General features: G+C 61.0%; 12 protein-coding genes. 5 read left to right on the forward strand and 7 right to left on the reverse strand.

Going from position 1 to position 19603, the window contains the following annotated elements; translation table 11 throughout:
• From HYT87_00050 to HYT87_00065, 4 genes are all read left to right on the forward strand, one after another.
• A partial coding sequence (locus tag HYT87_00050; GenBank protein MBI2058137.1) for a hypothetical protein occupies positions 1-738 on the forward strand: 738 nt, incomplete at its 5' end.
• A 44-nt stretch (positions 739-782) separates the two neighbouring features.
• Positions 783-1607, forward strand: coding sequence for a MotA/TolQ/ExbB proton channel family protein (locus tag HYT87_00055; protein MBI2058138.1), 825 nt, complete (start codon positions 783-785; stop codon positions 1605-1607).
• 24 nt (positions 1608-1631) lie between these two features.
• Positions 1632-2393 carry a flagellar motor protein MotB gene (locus HYT87_00060; GenBank protein ID MBI2058139.1) on the forward strand — a complete coding sequence of 254 codons (762 nt, stop codon included), beginning with the start codon at positions 1632-1634 and terminating at the stop codon, positions 2391-2393.
• Positions 2394-2528: 135 nt separating this feature from the next.
• Entirely contained in the window at positions 2529-4748 is a 2220-nt protein-coding gene (locus HYT87_00065) for an SLC26A/SulP transporter family protein (protein ID MBI2058140.1), read from the forward strand.
• A gap of 425 nt (positions 4749-5173) precedes the next feature.
• Here HYT87_00065 and HYT87_00070 read toward each other — a convergent pair whose 3' ends face one another.
• From HYT87_00070 to HYT87_00100, 7 genes are all read right to left on the reverse strand, one after another.
• Positions 5174-6586: a glycosyltransferase gene (locus HYT87_00070; GenBank protein MBI2058141.1), complete on the reverse strand. Its 1413-nt coding sequence runs from the start codon at positions 6584-6586 to the stop codon at positions 5174-5176.
• Between the two features lie 24 nt (positions 6587-6610).
• On the reverse strand, positions 6611-7183 hold the full coding sequence (locus HYT87_00075) for an FHA domain-containing protein (protein MBI2058142.1): 573 nt from the start codon (positions 7181-7183) through the stop codon (positions 6611-6613).
• 30 nt (positions 7184-7213) lie between these two features.
• Positions 7214-8959 carry a hypothetical protein gene (locus HYT87_00080; protein ID MBI2058143.1) on the reverse strand — a complete coding sequence of 582 codons (1746 nt, stop codon included), beginning with the start codon at positions 8957-8959 and terminating at the stop codon, positions 7214-7216.
• 21 nt (positions 8960-8980) lie between these two features.
• The gene (locus tag HYT87_00085; protein ID MBI2058144.1) at positions 8981-10366 is read right to left on the reverse strand and encodes a hypothetical protein; all 1386 of its coding nucleotides are present in this window, start codon (positions 10364-10366) and stop codon (positions 8981-8983) included.
• Positions 10367-10369: 3 nt separating this feature from the next.
• Positions 10370-12067: a hypothetical protein gene (locus tag HYT87_00090; GenBank protein ID MBI2058145.1), complete on the reverse strand. Its 1698-nt coding sequence runs from the start codon at positions 12065-12067 to the stop codon at positions 10370-10372.
• A gap of 18 nt (positions 12068-12085) precedes the next feature.
• Positions 12086-12262, reverse strand: coding sequence for a hypothetical protein (locus tag HYT87_00095; GenBank protein MBI2058146.1), 177 nt, complete (start codon positions 12260-12262; stop codon positions 12086-12088).
• A gap of 394 nt (positions 12263-12656) precedes the next feature.
• Positions 12657-14072, reverse strand: coding sequence for a response regulator (locus HYT87_00100; GenBank protein ID MBI2058147.1), 1416 nt, complete (start codon positions 14070-14072; stop codon positions 12657-12659).
• Positions 14073-14249: 177 nt separating this feature from the next.
• Between HYT87_00100 and HYT87_00105 the strand changes: the two genes are divergently transcribed.
• Positions 14250-19580, forward strand: coding sequence for a sigma 54-interacting transcriptional regulator (locus HYT87_00105; GenBank protein ID MBI2058148.1), 5331 nt, complete (start codon positions 14250-14252; stop codon positions 19578-19580).
• Positions 19581-19603 lie beyond the last annotated feature (23 nt).

Consider the following 19603-nt stretch of genomic DNA (forward strand, 5'->3'; position numbering starts at 1 on the left):
GAGGGCACCCCAAAGGTGACCCTCGCCTACCGCGACGTTCTCGCGAAGTTGCGTGAGGCGCTTTCCATGACCGGCGCGGATGTGGAAAACGTCCTCAAGAAAATGGCCGGGATGCGACAATTGACCGTCGAGGCGCCGTCAAAAACCACCGACCGGATGATCACCATCGAGAACCCGGAGAAATTCCTTGAGAATGTGAAGGGCATCGTCAAGGAAATGGATTCCTCGGTGACCCAAGGGTTCAAACAGGAGCAGGAGCTCATCGACATCCAGACCTTCTCTCAACTCGTCGGCACCGAGGCCGAGAAAGTCTACAAGAAGATCATGTCGAAGGACGTGCCCGAAACCATCTTTTTCTTCCGCCGGAGCGAGGCCCTTCGCTGGGCGCAGGAAAAGGGCAAGGACTTTTTCGACAAGACGACAAAGAGGCTGAAAAAGATCGAGGAGCTTGAGGGCATCAACGACGTGATCTACGTGGACAATGAGACCCTGCGGCAGGTGCTCGGCTCAACGGACATCATCAAGCTCTGCAAGGTCATCAAGCACGCGGAGGAAGACGCGAAGAAGAAGCTCCTCACCAACCTCTCGGACCGCATGTCCAAGATGGTAAATGAGCAGATGCCGAACATCGAAGAGGTGGACGAGGTCGAGATCGCCGACATCGAGGAGAACATCATCGGGCAGATCAAGGCAATGAAGAAAGCGTCTGTGGCGGGCGCACCTCCGCCGGCGGCTTGAGAAACGGCGCCCCGTTGTCCGTCCGTCTGAGATAAGGCTCGCCCGTGAACATTGCCACTCTTCTCGGGATGGGGGCCGGAATGGGCATCCTGGTCTGGTCGCTCTTCGCGTCCACCCCACAGGTCGGCGTCTTCTTTAACATCCCCAGCATCGGTATCGTTCTGGGCGGCACGATCGGCGCCATGTTCGTTTCCTTTCCCATGGCGGACGTGGTCCGAAGTTTGAAAGTGGCGGGCGCTGTATTCAGGCAGGAGGATCTGCCGATCGGCACGTACATCGACCAGATTGTGGAACTCTCCAAGCAGGTATTTGCGAAGGGCACGATGAAGATGGGCTCCGCTTTGGAAGGGCAGGAAAACGAGTTCTTGAAGGACGGACTTCAAATGCTCGTGGACCAGCGGCCCATCGACAAGATCCGGGAATACATGCAGGCATCGATGCAAACCATGTACGACCAGGGGAAGGGCGAGGCCGCGATATTCAAATCGTTGGCGAACTATGCTCCGGCGTTCGGCCTCCTCGGAACGCTGATCGGCCTCATCGCCATGCTCCAGGGGTTGGGCGCCGAGGGAGGCGGGCTGGGCACAATCGGAACGGGCATGGCCGTCTCGCTGATCACAACCTTTTACGGCGTCATGCTTGCCAACATGATTTTCCTCCCGATCGCCACGAAATACGACAAGCGTATCGAACAGCGCACGGTCCTCATGAATGTCATCATGGAAGGATTGACGCTCCTTGCAACCCGGCAACCGCCGGATTTGGTGCGCGACCGGCTCAAAGCCTACCTGCCGATGGGCAAGTGGGGCGGCGTGAAGTCGGCGGCCGGCCAGAAGCCCGCCGGCAGCGAGACAAAGGAAAAGGCCTGATCTTCCGCCTCGGCGGAGGCCACCATGCCGCTCCCACGAAAGGCCGGTGGAGGTGACGAAGGCGCCGGCTGGCTCGCCAGCTTCGGCGACCTCGTCACCAATCTCATGGTGTTCTTCGTCATGCTCATCTCCATTTCCACGATCGACGAGAAGAAACTGAAGGCCATCGCCGGCGCCATCCAGGATGAAATCGGGGGGATCGAAATCCCCGAGCGGGCCATTACCGAGGATCTCATTGAAGACGTCAACCGGCTCATCTCTCTCTCCCACTTGGAGGACGTCATCACCGTGACCGTGACGCCGGACGGCATCCTCCTCTCCGCCAAGGGATCGGCCTTCTTCGCCCCCGGCAGCGCGGACCTCCTTCCTGAAGCCCGGGAGAAATTCACCGTCATTGTGGAGGGACTGGTCAAAATTCCATACCACATCGAAGTGATCGGGCACTCCGATACCGTTCCCATCCACACGGAGCAGTTCCCCTCCAACTGGGAGCTCTCGGGGGCCCGCGCCACGAATCTGGTTCGATACTTCATCGAAAAAGGATTCGCCCCAAATCGAATCCGGGGAATCGCCGCCGCGGATACGCGTCCGGTAGCCCCGGACTACAAGGAAGATGGAACGCCTCTTCCGGATAACCAGGCAAAGAATCGCCGCATCGACATCATGATTTTCTCCACCAAGGAGCCGGCGGAATCCAAACCGACGGCTCCGGCCGGGGAGGCCTCCGAGGAAGAACCCACTTCTGAGGGAGAACCCGCGGCGGAAGAGGCACCGGCTGAGGAATAGGCTGCCAACCATTCGCCCCGTTCAGCATCATGTGTTGATCCCGGGTATTCGTCGCTCCCCCTCAAACCTGGTAGCCGCAGGCTTTAGCCTGCGTCCAAGACGCACCCTAAAGGATGCGCCTACCAAGACACCCGCATGAGCAAGTCCGAAAATCGCGCGGGAGACGTCTGGGGCGGCGTGGCCGCCACGCTCGTGGCGCTTCCTTCCTCCATCGCCTACGGCGTGGTCATGTTCTCGGCGATAGGCGCCGCCTTCGCCGCGCAGGGCGCGCTGGCGGGGGTGATCGGTGCCATCGCGCTCGGCATCCTCGCGCCGCTCTTCGGCGGCACGCCCCGGCTCATCACTTCACCTTCGGCGCCTGCCGCCGCCGTGGTCGCCGCCACCGCCGCCGAGTTTTATCAGGCCCTCTCGCCGGGGACCGATCCCGCCGGTATATCCGCCGTCCTGCTCCTCCTCGCCATCACGGGGGTTGCTACGGGAATCCTTCAGCTCGCCATCGGGGCCGTGGGCGGCGGGAAACTGATGAAGTACATCCCCTACCCCGTGGTGGCCGGGTTCCTGAGCGGGGTCGCCATCGTCATATTCACGGGGCAAATCCCCAAGTTCTTCGGATTTCCCAAATCGGCTGGGTTGTGGGGCGGCCTCACCCAGCCGGACCTCTGGCGCTGGCCGGGAATCGTCGTGGGACTCATCACCATCGGTGGGATGGTCGTGGCCCCCAAGATTACCCGTCGACTCCCGGCTGTCATTATCGCCCTTCTCGGCGGAATAGGCGCCTATTTCGCGATCGCATTCCTCGTCGATCCGACCCTGTTGAGCCTGACCGACAATCACTTGGTCATCGGACCCGTCGGCGGCCGCGAGGCCCTCTCCGTCTCCAGCCTCGTCGGCCGATGGAGCGCCGTTACACAGCTCGCTCTTCCCCAACTCAAGCTTGTCTTTCTTCCGGCACTCACAATGGCCATCCTGCTCTCCCTCGACACGCTGAAGACCTGCGTCATCGTCGACGCGCTGACCCGATCCCGAAGCAATGCGAACCGGGAGCTGATCGGCCAGGGGATCGGCAACGTGGCCTCCGGACTGATCGGGGGCGCGCCCGGCTCCGGAACGATGGGGGCCACGCTCATCAACCTCAGCAGCGGGGCAAAAACCCGTTTCTCCGGACTGGTGGAGGGAGTACTCGTCCTCGTAGTCTTCCTGCTGTTCGCTCGCTGGGTGTCGTGGATTCCCCTCGCCGCCCTCGCAGGCATCCTCCTCGTGGTCGCCTATCGCATGGTCGATCGCGACAGCTTCCACCTGCTGAAAAACAAGTCCACCCGTCTCGACTTCGTTGTCGTGGCGGTGGTGGCCGTCGTGACCGTAAGCGTGGATCTGGTCACCGCCGAGGCGGTCGGACTCGGCATTGCAATTCTGCTCTTTCTCCGGGAACAAATCCGCGAGCCCATCGTCCGCCGGAAGACGACCGGGGATCACACGTTTTCAAAAAAACGCCGCGTCCCTTCCGAAGCGGCCATCCTTGAGAAGAAGGGGGAACAAACCGCCATTTACGAACTTGTGGGAAGCCTCTTCTTCGGAACCACGGACCATCTCTACACCGAGTTGGAATCGGATCTCCGAACGAAGACATTCGTGATCCTCGACATGCGCTCGGTCCGATCGGTCGACGTGACGGCCGCTCACAAGCTGGACCAAATCGAGGCCCAGCTCACCGAGCGCGGGGCCTTCCTGGTCTTTGCCGGGCTGTCACATCATCTTCCGACAGAGCAGAACCTCCAGGCATTTTTCGCCGAAGTCGGTCTCAACAAACCTTCGCGGAACGTGAAAATGTTCGAAGAATTGAGCGAGGCGTTGGAATGGGTGGAGGATCGTATCCTGGAAGAGGAAGGCGTTCGAAAGGCGACGACGGAGCCCCCGTTGACGCTCGGCCAGTTCGACCTGCTGCACGGCCTTGATGCGGCCGACGTCAAAGAAGTCGAGGCATTGGCGGCGACAAAGTCGTTCGTCCCAAGGAGCAAGATTTTCAGCCGGGGGGACAAAGGGGATGAGGTCTTCCTGATCCGATCCGGTGAGGTGCGGATCAACCTCCCGCTCGAAGGCGGCGAACACCATCACCTGGCGACATTTGCGCGCGGCGATTTCTTCGGCGATATGTCTTTCCTCGACCATGCAGACCGATCGGCCGACGCCGTCACCAGCTCTGCCACCGAACTTTATGTCTTGTCCCGGGCCCAGTTCGATGCCTTTGCCCTCCGCCACCCGCTGGTGGCCAAGCGAGTGATTGCCCGGCTCGCGCGCGCCCTGTCCATCCGCCTCCGGCAGACGGACACCGAACTCCGCGCCCTCGAAGAAGCCTGAACCCTTCGTGGGGCTTTGACCCATTCGCGTGGTTATTTACCACGAATTTCGTCTTCTTTCCCATGGTAATTTGATTACATTGGCAACACGTTAATATTACATATATTTCCAAAGATTCGGGATTGTCATGTGTAGCGCCCCGCCTTCAGTGGCCTATCATCGTGGCCGGCCCGGAGGTCGGGGTACCGCACCTTCCATGGCTGGCATCCAGCCAGTCGCGGGGCGGCTTTGCCATCCTGGCGCCGTCCTCCGTGGTTCTATTTGCTCGGCCTCATCGGTCTGGTCGTTGCGCTCCGCACGGTCGGTGTGAGTTTGAGCGAAGCGGCCGAGCGCGGAATCGTCTTCGCTTCTTCCCCGATGAGGTCGGCGAGGCTCCTCCCAACCACCGGCCCTACCGGGCTCCGGGGGTAGCAGGGCCGGCGCGCTCAGGACTTCGGTTTCTGAAACACAGAGCCGCCGAGAATTTCCCTGTACACTTCGACTTCGGCGGCGTTTTTCAGAAGGATCGCTTCCGGCCCTTCCCCAAAGGCCTCCACCTCCGCACGCATTCCATCCATCAGCGTGGCACAGGCGGCCAGGAACGGTGCCGCGTAGGAATGCGAGGCCGTCCCCCTGAGCTTCCGCCATCCCTCGATCGCTTCATCCACCTTTCCGACCAGATAGGGTAGCAGCGGAAGGAGGGCCGCAGCCAAGGGCCCGTATTTCTCCGATCGGGTCCCTTCCGAAAGCAATCGGCACGCCGTGGCGATGCGCCGTCCGAAGGCCGGGTCCCCCATCGAGGGAGCCTGCCACCGCCACACAAGGGCCTGCCGCAACAGGCCGCGGCCTAGAAGGAATTTGTGCTCCGGGCGGTTTCTCACCGGCAACCCCCTTCGCTCAATCAGATCCTGAAGGGCCGGGGCAATCATCTCCGCACGCGCCTCGGGTGTGTGCTGTTCAACCACGCGCCGCCATCCGCGATAGGCAATCGCCAATCGTTCCTCTCCGTGCCGGAGATACCGTTCAATCCGATCCATGGCGTCGGCCGCGTCGGCATGCCGGTAGGCGACGAAATCCTCTCCTTCTTCAAACAACGCGCGGACGGAGGGTGCCGGCGAATCGCACAGCAGCATCGCGCCGCACCCCATGGCCTCGAAGACCCGGAAATTGGGGGCATCGACGACGGATTCAGAGCTCTGCCTCTGCGCCGGCGGAGGCGCAGTTTCATTGATCACGATTTTCGAAGAAGGATAGACGGATTCGAACTCCCCCGCGCCCACATGCAGGCGATACCGGGTACCCACCTTCGAGAGCAGCTCTTGGAAGAACCGGTGGCGCTCCGGGTGCAGGCGGACGTCCCAATTCCCGACGAATGCGACGTCGATGGGGCGTTCACGCCCCGGATCAAACGAGGAGACCCGCTCGCGGGCGCCTTTGTAGTACAAGGGACAATAGGCGACATCGTTCGTCGATCCCCTCCGAATGAAATATTCCACGGAGCCCTGGGTATCCAAGTAGACACGGTCGAACACGTGCGAGAAGTCCCATGCCCAGGAATTGAGATGGAAATGCGTGTCGTGGAAATAGGCCACGGAGGGGATCCCCAAGTGGTCGAGATCAAGGAGCGAATCGCAGAGGGCCCACCCGTGGAGGAAGAAAGCCACGGGGCGATCCTGCCCCTTCCCCACGGACTCCAGGATGGAGGGCAGATGATAGTTGGCCAGGGTGGCCGGGGCGGCCTGAATCTGGAGGTAGGCGATTCGATAGAACTTTTCCAGCGCGCGGGAAAGATCGTCCGGCCAGAAAGCCCAAAGGAGTACGGGCTTGGAAGCGGGCCTGTGGGCGGCTGACGAGGTCAAGTCGTTCCCATTGACCCCCAAGCCCTACACGACCGGGTCCACGTCCATCAGGCGGGCGGGCGGACCGGCCGGAGGGGCCTTCGTCTCCTGGCAGGCTTGGAATAGACCCTTCGGGGTGAAGAAAGCAAAATGGGTATCGGGGCCGAGTGACACCATGTCGCCGTCCGTCAGGGGCTTCTGTTCCCGAGGGGCGAGCCGCTTCCCGTTCAAGAACGTTCCATTGGTTGAGGTCATCTCGACGAGATTGGCCGTCCCCGCCGCAGGACCCGCCAGGAGATACGCGTGATGTTTGGAAATCGTACTGGCCGCAATCGGGAGGTCGCAATCCTCTCCCCGTCCCACAAACACGCGGTCGCCCGCAATGAACGCCCCGGTTTCCTTGCGAACCACCTTGAAGACTTCGCATTTCGGATCGGGACGGAAGGTCGAACGAGATACGCCCAAGCTCGCCCGCTCTTGGTATGCGGTGCGGGCGGCCAACTTCGAAGCCACCACTTCGCGCGGCACTCTCACAAGAAACGGGTGCTTGAACTCGGCAAGCACCTGCTCCTCGGACTTTCCCGTCAGCGCTTGTTTGTAGGTTGCCAGTGTATCCATGGGCCTCCCGATCCGTGTTCCGTTACCAGACTACTTGACCTCCTTCAAGCCCACGAGGGTGTAGCCGACGCTCAACGTGGATGAGGCAGACGCGCATCCGGACTCGAGGCTGCCAGGATTTCCTGAGAGGGACCATCCCGATCCACTGGCTCCACCTGCATCGGCACAGAGCACTTTTGCCGTGCCGGCGGTTCCCACGGCGCTCAGTCTACTGAACCCCGAGATGATGGCGACTTTGTTGTACGCCTGAAAATTGAGCTTTCCGTCCGGATCCGCCCCGATGTAAAAGAATTGAATGTTGTTGTTGGTGGACACATTGACGTCTGTCGCCTTGGTCACCATCGGCCTTGCATCCACCGCGTAGATCGTTTTGGCGGCGTCCTCTTTGATGGAGTAGAGCTCGAGGCGGAAATCCATCTTGGGGAGGTTGAGGACGTAGGTTTCCCGCAGGACCGTCTCGCTCACTTTGTGGGGCACCGGCGCGAGGCGGGCGGGCGTGGGCGTGATCGCGTTTCCGTTCTCGTCCCTGACCGGCTCCTGGCCATCGGCCGGAGTCTGCCCATACAGAAAGCCCTCGGGGTTCAAGACCAGGTCCAAGACAAACTGCACTTTGTTTTCCAAATCGGCCTGGGTGATCGTGAATGCCTTCTGGAATCTGAAGACACCCTTGGTGAGGCTCTGTCGAACGATCATCTCCTGGGAAGATCCCGGTGTGCCCGCCAGATTGTCCGGCTGCGTAAAGAAAACCGAACTCGTCCCCGTGCCGCTCTGGAGGATCACCGGGCCATCCTTGGTCACCAGCGTTCGACCATCGTTCATGGTGAGTTCGGCGTTGATCTTGGCGGCGGGCGCGTCTTCGACGATCGCCCAGACGTAGTCGCCGGCCACACAGGATGAGCCGGTCCCGGAACCTTCTGTTCGACCATCGTCCCGAGTTCCTTCCGTTGATCCCGTTGTCTCCTTCGGGCAGTCGCCGGGGCAGACGAAAGGGTACTCGCCTTTGTCCTTCTCGCACACCCCGTTGTTGTTGCAGTATCCGCTCTGAGTCTGCCTTTCGGGGGCCGCAGTTGTGGTGCAGGGCGCCAGCTCGGTCTTGATGTTCTGAAGCCTATTTAGATCATTGGGGTCGATGACGCTCACGAACTTCGCGTCGTCCGCCTTGGCGTTGTCACCGTTGTAGTTCTCCCAGTAACTCAGGCCCTTGGAGGTTTGTTCGGGATCCATATGCAGGATGATGCAGTTCCTGAATGCGTTGTTGATTTGGTGCCCCGACCCTCCCACCGTGGCCCCCTCCTCCTTGCAGATCAGAATGCGCAGAACGTAGGCCCGCAGGGATTTGATCTGGGCTCCGAGGGACTGGCCCTGCACCTTGGAACTTGAGGATTGCCGCCGCGGCAACGCCTCTTCGAAGGCTCCAGACCCGACCCAATCCCAGAAGCGGGGGGGCGCGCCGGGAAGAGGCTCGAGAGTCGCGTTACGGACATTGGTTGTGATGAGGGCCTTGGTCGGGATGACGACCGGTTCGGGCGGTTTCGTCACCGGCGGTTCAGGCGGCTTCACGACGGGAGGCGGCTCGGTCTTGGTTGTATCGGTTTGCGTGGTCGTTGAGGTCGGTTGCGTAGTCGGCGCGGCCGGCTCCTCAGCTGGCGCGCTTGGCGTTGTGGTCTGCGTCGTTTTCGGCTCGCTTCCTCCACAACCGCCGGGCGATGCAGCCACATTGAAGACAAACAAGGTAACCAATATTCCGATGGGAGCAATCCAACGCTTGGTGCTCATGGTGTCCTTCCTTTCGGTCGGCTAAGGCTGGCTGTCAGCCAGCGAGACTTCGTTGAAGGTCAGTGGAGAAAGACTTTCAAACCAGACATCCCCTGCGGTGAAGCGCGGTCCGGCCGGATGCATGAGAAAGTCCAGATCCTCTGCTTTCATGACGCGAAGGCCGGAATTGCCGGAGCAGTCCCCTGAGCCGGAGCAGGAGGCGACGGCGGAATAGTTCGAAGGGTTGAGGAGCAAGTCGGCAGTACCCGAATTGATGTCCTTGTACCCGATACCCTTGAAGCCGGCCGCCGGATTTCCCCGGATGGTGTGAAGGAGAGTGGAATCTCCGATCTTGTGCTTGTACAGATTCCCCACCGCGCCTTGGTAATCCGTCACCTGACTGAAGACTCCATCTGAATTGACGGTTCCGGCAATCCGAACCCTCGCATGTCGGTTGTAGGCGGTTTGGACGTTTTCGTCCGGTTGGGGATTGTCGTAGTCCTGATTCTTCTGTTCATATCGAAGAACGCCCATCTGGGTATCAAGATGAAACGTGTAGGCGTCATTCTTGTCGCTCTCCTTGATGAATCTACCCGCACCCACTGCAAGCCCTTCTCCGTCTTTGAGCAGGAGCTGAAGGTTCAGTGATTCGCCCTGGATGACGGTAACAATCTGAAGGCTTCGATCCCAGGCTCCCGTCTTGCCAAACGCAGAGGGTGAGGAGGCGGTGATGGTGACCTGGATCGGCTGGGCGGGAAAATTGGGGACAAAATTATCCGGGAAGCATTCGGAGTCGGCGGGGTTGACGGTGGCCGTTCGCGATGAGCCATTGTAGGTCAGGTCGGGCACGGCCTTTTCCGCAAGGCACACGAAGCCGCGGGTTAGGAGCATCCGGCCCAGGGGACTTTCCGGCCCCGTGCCGGGTTGCTTTAGAACGCAATAAAACAGCGCCGGCGCGTATTTCGGGTCAAGGTCCGGGAGCGGAATTCCCGAAGCATCCAGCGGCGATGCGCCATCCGTGCACGTCGGTTCGAGTTGGACCGGATATCGGAACATGCCGGGCAACGAGGCGCGAGGGGGCGCGCCCGGGAGGGGCTCCAGCGAGGCGCCACGCGCGGTGCTTCCTCCGATCAGACTCGACCCGCCGGCGGTCATGGAGGTCGTCACCGCGTTCGTCACTTTCAAGAGCACGTCGCTCGCCTTCGAGGGCTTTGGGGGCGCTACGGAGGTCGTCCCGGTAGTCGGGGTCGTTGGAGTCGTCGCTTCGGGAATAGCGGCTTGATCGCTGCCGGTGGTCGCCGTGGACGTGCCGGTCGCCGTGGCGGGCGAGCTCTCCTTCTCGCTTCCCCCGCATCCGCCGGGTCCTGCTGCAACCCCAATGGCGAAAACGCCGGACAGGAGAAGGCCTGTTGTGAAAGTTTTTCGCATAACCTATTTGATCTCCTTCATGGTAACCAATGTGTAGCTGGTATCTATCGTTGACGCCAGTGAAGCGCAACCGGCCGCGGGAGTGCCGCCGACACCGGCCAGATTCCATCCTGTACCTTCTCCGGAGGCGGTCAAGTCACTACAAATAACTTTGGCCTTCCCTGTCGCCCCTTCGGCTGCCAGCCTCGTGAATCCGGAGATGATCGGGGTTTTCAGAGGGTTCTGGAAATCGATCTTATCATCCGCGTTCGGCACCACATAGGAGATGGCCGTGTCGGCCAGTGCGGCGGTGGTATCCTTTGTGGCGATCACTCGAAGATCCACGGCATAGATGGTCTTCGCCGGGTCATCCTTGACAGAGTACAAATCCAACCTGGCATTGTAGGTCGGTAGCGTGAACAGATAGCTCTCAAGAACAGTGTTTGAGCTACCTCGGCGCGGCACCGGGCCCACACGTAGGTTCGAGACAAAAATGCTGTTGCCGCTCAGGTCTTGCATCTGGGCCAAACCGAAGGGGGGGTTGCGGTAGCCTTGGAGAAGGCCGGCGGGGTTGAATATAATGTCGAGTGTAAACTGGGCTTGGCTGTCTAGGTCCGCCTGTGAAATCGTGAACGGCGACTGGAATTTGAAGATGCCTCCCACGTAGGAGGACACGGCGACTTCCTGTGAGGACCCGGAGGTTCCTTCAAGGTTCTCCACCGTAACGATCGTCCATGGAGTTCCTGCTCCAGCTTCACGAAGCGTTACCGGGCCTTCCCTGCTCACCAGTGTGCGCCCATCATTCAGGATCAACTCCCCGTTGACCTTTACGAACGGGGCTACCTGGAACACACCGTACACATACGACTTGGCCGCCGCACCCGCCGCCGATGTCGTCCCTCCCACTGAACAATCCTGGGGACAGTTGGCTTCATTTTCCCCGAGTGGCGCTTCGCATGTGCGGTTGAGATTGCAGGGGCCCGGCTGAGGTCCACTGATCAATGTCCCCATGTTCAGCCCACTGTTTAGGTCCACCGGGATGTTCTGCAACTTGGCGGCGAGATCCTTCGCATCCATGAGGTTGACAAAATTCCCCGAGTCGGCCTTTGCCTGATCGACCGTGTAGGAGCTGCTTGCGGCGAGTGAACCGCCGGGTTCCGGGGCCTTGTAGAGTTGGAAACAATTCGTGCTTTCCTGAAACAAATTCCCTCCGCCTCCGGGGCCGTTGAGTTGGTAGCCCTGCTCATTGCAAATGGCGACGCGAAGGAGATAAACCTTGAAAGATTTCAGTTGGGACGCCGTGGACTGACCGACGATCTGGGCTGAAGTCATCTGGAGCCGAATCGGGCTCTCAAGAAAGAACCCCGGCAGTTTCGAGAGTCTTTCGGAAGCCCGAAACGAGCCTCCGGCGTCACCGGTACCGAATAGGATCGTTCGGGGTGGCGCTCCGGGAAGCGGCTCCAGCGTGGCATTCCGAACATTAAGCGTCAGTGTCGCCTTCTTGGCTGAGATTGCAGGCGGCTGGTCCGTGGTGGAGTCGGATGTCCCACCCGGCAATTGCCCGGGCTTCGTTGGATCCGTCGGTTGGGTGGTGGGCTGAGTCGCCGTGGCGGGCGTGCTCTCTTTCTCTCCACCGCCGCAGCCGCCGGGGGAGGCGGACGCGCCGAAGGCCAGCGTGAGGGCCAGCCCGGCCGTGACCATGAGGTGCTTTTGGTTCTTCATCATAGTGCTCCGATCCCGTTATGGAATGTTGAAGATGAGGATGCGATTGGCGGTATTGTCAGCGGCGTAAAGGCGGCCGTTGGCGCCGTCGTATGCCAGCCCCTTGACCCCGCCGCAAGCGAAGACAAGCAGCGCCAGCGCCGGAGGCCGCAACAGCCGGGAAACCCTTCGACCGATTCCAATATTAGTTCTCATGTCTCCCTCCTGAGCACATTGTGACACCTGAACTCTGGGGCTGATGGATCTCGTCCGAATTGAGGCTACAGCCGGTTTGCCCTCCACATTCCGTCCGAGCTTGACGCGCATGGTACCCACCTTTCACTCCGGCTTCAATGGATGATGGCGCTCAGCATTTGATCCTGCCCCGAGAACGGGGTCTGTTCCCCGGCCACGTGATGCGTCCTGCCGCCAAGAGGGTTCCGCCGGCAGGAACGCCCTTCGAATCCCGACCGGAGAAGGGGACGTTTGGACGACCCCGCCTGATCGGTTGCCGCTCGCCGCTGCACATCCGGTTGAGAAGGCGGTGAGCAATCCCATGAGCACGAGCAGGAACGCCGAGATCCACGTGGCGGGACGCATGGTTTTCACCTCAGCACGCCATCCCATCGCGCTCGCGGGTCTTCTCGGCGGAACCTGCGCCATTCGCTCGCGTTCGGGCATCAAGAGCTTCTCGGACCTTCAGCGCCAAGCCGTCGAGTGTGAAAGGTTTCTGGATGAAATCGGCACCTGGGGTGCGGTTGCCGTTCGAGGCCATACGGCGCTCCGTGTAGCCAGACATGTAGAGCACCCGGATCTCCGGAAGTTTTTCGCGCAATCGCTGAACCACTTCGATGCCGCCCATGCGGGGCATGACCATGTCCGTGATCAAGAGATGGACCGGCCCGTTGTGCGATTCCAGCGCCCTGAAGGCCTCGATTCCGTCGGCCGCCTCGATAACGGTGTAGCCGGTGGCCGTGAGGAATCGCGCCGCGAGATCTCGGACCATTCGTTCGTCCTCCACGAGGAGGATGGTTTCCGTGGCCGATTCTGCCGGCTTCTGTTTCGCCTCCACCCCGCACGGCGCGCCCCCCGCCGACGCGCGAGGGAAAAACACTTTGAAGGTCGCCCCGCGATCCGGCTCACTGTAAACGGACACGTGCCCGCCGCACTGCTTTGCAATTCCATACACGGTGGCCAGTCCCAAACCGGTGCCCTCCCCCTTCGCCTTGGTGGTGAAGAACGGTTCGAACACCCGCGAGAGGGTCTCACCATCCATCCCATGCCCCGTATCGCTCACCGCCAGCATGACATGGAGTCCCGGCTTCGCCTCGGGATGCTGAGACACGTAGGCTGAGTCGAACTCGACGTTCTGGGTCTCGATCGAGATGCGGCCTCCCATCGGCATCGCATCGCGCGCATTCACCGCGAGGTTCATGAGAACCTGCTCCACCTGGCTGGGGTCTGCATGGATCTTTCCGATGCCGGCCCCCAAGCCGACCTCAATGGCGATGTCCTCCCCTACAAGGCTCCGGAGAAGTTTGCTCATGTTCTCGACGATGACGTTGAGATCGATGACCTCGGCGTGGACCGACTGTTGGCGGCTGAAGGTGAGAAGCTGGCGCGTGAGGGCCGCAGCGCGTTCGGCAGATCGGACGATCTGCTGAACTTCAAGCCGAACCGGATCGTCCGACGGTAGACGGCGCATGACGAACTGGCCGTGTCCTAGGATGACCGTCAGGAGATTGTTGAAGTCGTGTGCGATCCCGCCCGCCAGCCGCCCGATCGCCTCCATCTTTTGGGATTGCCGGCGTCGTTTCTCATATTGATTCTTCTCGCCGTCCCCAGAGCAACGCGGCGCGGGGCGGTGCCGCTCTTCACGCACGTTCCTTTCACCGTCCCCGCAGCGGAGCGGAGCGGGACGTCTCCTCTCCTCCAGTTTCGATCCCATGCTTCCACCCTTGTCCGCCGCGGCGGACTTGCGGGTGAAATCACCTTTCGACGTTTCCGTGTTTCTGAACGTGGCCATACCCCCTCAAGAGCAAGCGTCAGGCCAAACGCTCCCGACCTGCGAACTGCATGGATAATATAGTTATGTATTATACTTATACGAACACGGCGACCACCGGTTTCCGCGTTACGCGTGGTTGTTTGTCACGTCACGTGGCGATTTGCACCGTGCATGAATTCCGATATACTCCTGCGCGTGCCCGACAAAATCCTGGGAAGGCTTGAAATCCTCCAGACTCTGGGTGAGGGCCAGTTCGGCCGCGTTCACAGGGCGTTCGATCACGTACTGAACAAGGAAGTCGCCGTGAAGGAGTTCTTCAGAATGGACCTGGAGAAGGCCGACACCTCCTTCCAAACAGAGATGAAGGTTCTCGCCCACCTCCACCATCCCGCCCTGCTCAAGGTGTACGACCTGCTGGTGGACGATACGACCGGTTCGCACTTCCTCACGGAAGAACTGATCGCCGGGCGAGATGCGTCGAAGGTTCTCAAGGAGGCCGATTGGGAAATTCGATGGCAGCTCTTCGCCCAGCTCCTCCAGGGTCTCGAATACCTTCATCAGCGCGGAATCATTCATCTCGATATCAAGCCGCCCAACGTGCTCGTCAGTGCCCCCGCGCACGAAGGAGGCATTCCCCAGGCCCGAATCCTCGACTTCGGGGTCGCCGACGAAATCGGAAAGTTCGACAAGAAGGGACTGATCGCCGGGACGTTTCCGTACATGGCGCCCGAAGTGGTCCGCGGTGATCACATCGACGGGCGGGCCGATCTCTACTCACTCGGCATGATGTTCTTCGAAGTCTTCAAAAGGCCTTCTCCTTTGCCCGATGGCCCGGCCGGCGAATGGCCCGGCGGCGGCGAAGCGGGAGGGACGGTGGCCGCGGACGCGAGCGATATCGCCCCAAGCACGGAAGCTCTCATTCAGGAGACGCTTAACCGAACCGCACCGCTTCGGACGGATTTCCAAGACGACGTACCCGAAAGCTTTCGAGAAGTCCTGATCACCCTACTCGATCCCAACCCGCGGCGCCGGTTCTGGTCCGCCAACGATGTCATCCGCCGCCTTAACGCGCGGGTGGGACGCCGCTTCCTCCTCGAACCGGGACGTCTCCGCATTCCGGACAAGGCCACGGCCGTGCTCTCCGGACGAGCGGAGGAATTCAAGGAGGTCGTCGGTTGGATGGAGCAGTTCCAGAAGACGGACGCCACACTATTCTTGGGGGTCATCGAGGGCCGCGCTCAGAGCGGCAAGTCGGCCGTCCTCGAGGAGGTTCGTCGCTGGGCGGAACTCGCCGATCGATTCGTCGTAAGCCTTCGCGGACCCTCCGAGGGACCTGCCGAACTTTTCATGAGACTGATGCACGATTCGGACGTCAAGGACCTCGAACCTCTTGCCCCATTCCTCAAGGCCCTTCTCCCGGCCCGTTTCGGGAGCGCGGAAGATCCTCCGGAACTGGAAACCCGCCCCGAGCTCCTCAAAGCGAGGGTATTGGAGAAGCATGCCGAGGCTCTCGCTCTGCTCCTGAAGAAACGACCGGTCATTCTGCTCGTGGACGACGTGGATCAGAAGAAGGATCTGGCGGAACTTCTGACGTTCCTCGGACGGGTGCTCCACGAGGCCGCAACCGCATCGGCACCCCCGGGCAAGATGAAAACGTTCCTTCTGATGACCGCTTCCGCCTCCGAGGGTTTGATGGTCGATCCGAAGCCTTCGCACACCCTGACGCTGAAAAACTGGTCGAAGCCTACGGCATTGGCGGTGCTGAACACTCTCCTGGCGGTTGAGCATGTGCCGGAAAAGCTCCTTCAGAAATTAATGGAGAAGACCGAGGGAATGCCCGGGCTCCTCGTGGAATACGTCCGGCTCCTCGTGAATGAGGTCCTGAAGCCGGGGGAAGACATCGAGGGCCAGCTCGATGCCCTCGATTGGCGGAATCTCGACGCCAGCCTCGACCTGGCGGCGTGGTATCAGGGAGACGTCGAACGACTCGACAACCAGGAAAGATCGATCCTCCGCTGGCTGAGTCTCACTTCATTGGAATTGGCCGCCGAAGACCTTGAACTTCTGGATCCTCCCCTCGTGGGACAGGCCGCAGCCGCCATTCGGAAGCTCCAGGATCTTGGCTGGGTCCGGCAGGGACCCAGCGGCTACCAACTTTCGAGCGAACTGAGACGGGAGGCCTCGTATCGGGAGATTCCACCCGCCGACGAATTTCGAATGCGTCTCCTCCTTGGAGAGAAATGGGAGGACCTCTCGTTGTCCCGGTTCGACAGACAGGGCGAGTCGGAGGGCGTCGGGCTCGAACGGGCGCACCAGTTCTTCCTGGGCGGCGACTCCGCCCGGGCCTTCGCTCTCGCCAAGCCCGAGATCCAACTCATGCTCAAGCTCAACCGGCCCGAACCCGTCGTGCAATTCCTGAGTTCACACGACATCCCAGCCCAGGCGTTGCCGGAAGAACCCCGCCGCCAGTATCGGAAATTCCTCGCGCAGGCCTTCCTGCAAACCGCGAACTTCCCGGGAGCCACCGAAGGGTACGGCGAGCTGCTTTCCGAGTCGCAGGAGCCGAGGGAGCGGGCGGAGCTGGCCGTCGCCTTGGCGCGGGCTCACCGGTACGGCGGACAGCTTAAGGAAGCGGCGGAGACGATCCGCCAGGCGCGGGCGCAGATGGATGAGACTTCCCCCTTTGTACCCAACCTGGACTCTCTGCTGGCTGACATCCTCGTGGAGCACGCCCGTTATGACGAGGCGGCCGGTATTGCCCAGCCGTACCTCACGGGCGGGCGCCCCTGTCACGTCGAGGAAGCCCTCGCCTTCCGACATGCCGTGGCCAAGGTCCATTTCTATCATGGCCGCATAGAGGAGGCGATCGAACTCTCGAAGCTGAACGTGACGGAAAGTCAGCGTTCGGGACGGCCCAGCCGGCATGCCCTCGCCCTCAACATGCTGGGCGCGGCCTATCTCAAACAGGGAAACATCGCCGAGGCCACGCCTCTCTTCCACTCCTGCTCCGCCATTAGCGCCGAAATCGGCGATCTCCGAACGATGGCGCTGGCGTGCGTCAACCTCGGGATGTGCTACCACGAAACCGGCGATCTCGAAGCGTCGATCAAGTACCACGAGAAGGCCGCCGCGATGTTCCGACGGATTTCCGACCGGTCCTACGAGGCCCGGCTCCTGTACAACCTGGGTCAACTCCGGCGGGAGGCCGGCGATTTTGAGGCCGCGGAAGACGTGCTGGCGGATGCCACGCGGCTGACCCAGGAGCTCCACATGGCCCACATCCAGGCCAAAATCCGGCTGGAGAGATCGGATTGTTTCCGCGCCCGCGGCCTGTTCGCTCGGGCCGCCGAGGAATGCGCGTCGGCCGAAACGATCTTCCGGGATCTCAATATCCCGGCGGAAATTCTGGCCGCGCGACTCAAGCGCATCGAGATCACGATCGATGCCGGGGAACCGGGCGCGGAATCCGCCGCGTCAACCGAGTTGGCTGAATGCGAGAAGGACCCTCTCCTGCACGAGTCGCCGATCCTCGACATCAAGGCGCTCTACGTCAAGGGACGCCTGGTTTCCAAAAGAAGCCCCGCCCAGGCCCGCAAACTTCTCGAACAAGCCATGACCAAGTTGGAGGCCATGCCCGGACCGGACCCAGAGCTCAAGCAGCGGATCAGCGATGCGTTCCGCCACGCCACGCCGGGATCGGAATCTCCCGCGGAGGAACATCGGCCGATCGAACCCATGAAGGAGGAACGCGAAATGCCCGAGAGGACACAAACACTGCCGGTCGCATCCGCTCCGCCCCCACGCGACTACCCGGCGACCGTCGTTGCAGCCACCCCTGCCGCATCCGATCTCCCGCGCCCGGCCGCCCCGCTCCGGCGGCGAAGCGATATCGAAAGCTTGTCGCTGCTGGAGGTCGTGCGGAAGATCAATTCGCCGCTGGATGTGCAAGACGTCCTCGTTGAGATCGTCGATTCCCTCGTCGGCTTCATGGATGCGGAACGGGGATTTCTGCTCCTCGTGGAGGAAGACAAGCTTGCTGTGCGGGTCGCCCGGTCGAAGGAGAAGAAAGACGTTCGCGATCCGGCCGAAAGTTTCAGCCTCAGCATCGCGCAGGAATCTTTGGATCAGGCCAAGCCCATTATCACCCTCGATGCGGCCAAAGACCCACGCTTCAAGGAAGCCGCCAGCGTCGGTCAGCTCCAGCTCAAGTCGGCGGTCTCGGTGCCCCTCTTCATGAAAGGCGAGGCGCTTGGAGCGATTTATCTCGACACTCGGCTCAAGACCGGCCGGTTCACGGAGCAGGACGTGCCGATGCTCTCCGCCCTTGCGGAGCTGGCCGCCCTGGCGATCTTCCGCGCCCAGCTCATTGCTCAGAACGTGCGCGACCAGCGCGAACTCCGCCGAAGTTTGAAAGAGACCAAGGAGACGAAGCAAAAAGTCGATCAGTTGAATACTGAGTTGGAGAATTCGAACAGGAAGCTTCAGGAGACGGTCCAGCACCAGGAGGAGGAACTGACCAGCGCCCAACGCCGTCTCCAGGACCTCGTTCACGATGAACAGCCAAAATACAAGTACGAGCGCATCGTGGGGAACAGTCCGGGCATGCGGCAGGTTCTGCTTCAGCTCGACCGGGCCGTGGAGATGCGCGTTCCCGTGCTCCTCGTCGGAAAGAGCGGCACAGGGAAGGAACTCATGGCCCGCGCCATCCATTACAATTCGCCGTCGAAGGACCAGCCTTTCGTGGCGGTCAATTGCACGGCGATTCCGCAGGAGCTTGTGGAATCCGAACTCTTCGGCCACGTCCGGGGCGCCTTTACGGGAGCCGACCGCGACAAGCCGGGGTTGTTCGAAACGGCTGAGGGCGGCGCCCTGTTTCTGGATGAGATCGGCGATGTCCCTCTCGCGATTCAGGCAAAACTCTTGCGTGTGCTCCAAGAAAGCACAGTCAGACGGGTCGGTGGCAACACCGAGAAGAAGGTGGATGTGCGCGTCATCGCCGCCACGAATGTCGACCTCAAAGATCTGGTCGCTCAGAAGAAGTTCCGCGAGGATTTGTACTACCGACTCCGAGTGTTCCGCATCAGCATCCCTCCGCTGCGCGAAAGGCGGGAGGACATTCAGGGCCTCACCGAATATTTCTTGAAGGAAATCGCCCGCCAGTACCGCGTGCCGGCCAAAACGCTGTCGAAAGCGGCGCTGCGCTTGCTGGTCGGTTACGACTGGCCGGGGAATGTTCGAGAATTGGAGAACACACTGCGAAGCGCCTTCGTCCTGAGCAAGAACAGGGAGATACAGGTCGAGGATCTTCGCCAGATGGAGGAGCTTTTCGGCGAGGGAGGCCCGGCGCCCGTTCGGGAAGGGCTCGGCCTTCGCGAAGCCCTCCTCGAATTTCAGAAGAACAGGATTGAGAATGCGCTTCGGCGACACGATGGAAGCGTCACCGAGGCCGCCAAGGAACTCCAGGTCGACCGCTCCCAGCTCTCCCACTGGATCCGCAAGTTCAAACTGGCTGACAAAAGCAACTAGGGTGACAGCCTGCTCAACTTGAA

The sequence above is a fragment of the Nitrospirota bacterium genome, from assembly GCA_016180645.1.
Classification (GTDB): Bacteria; JACPQY01; JACPQY01; order JACPQY01; family JACPQY01; genus JACPAV01.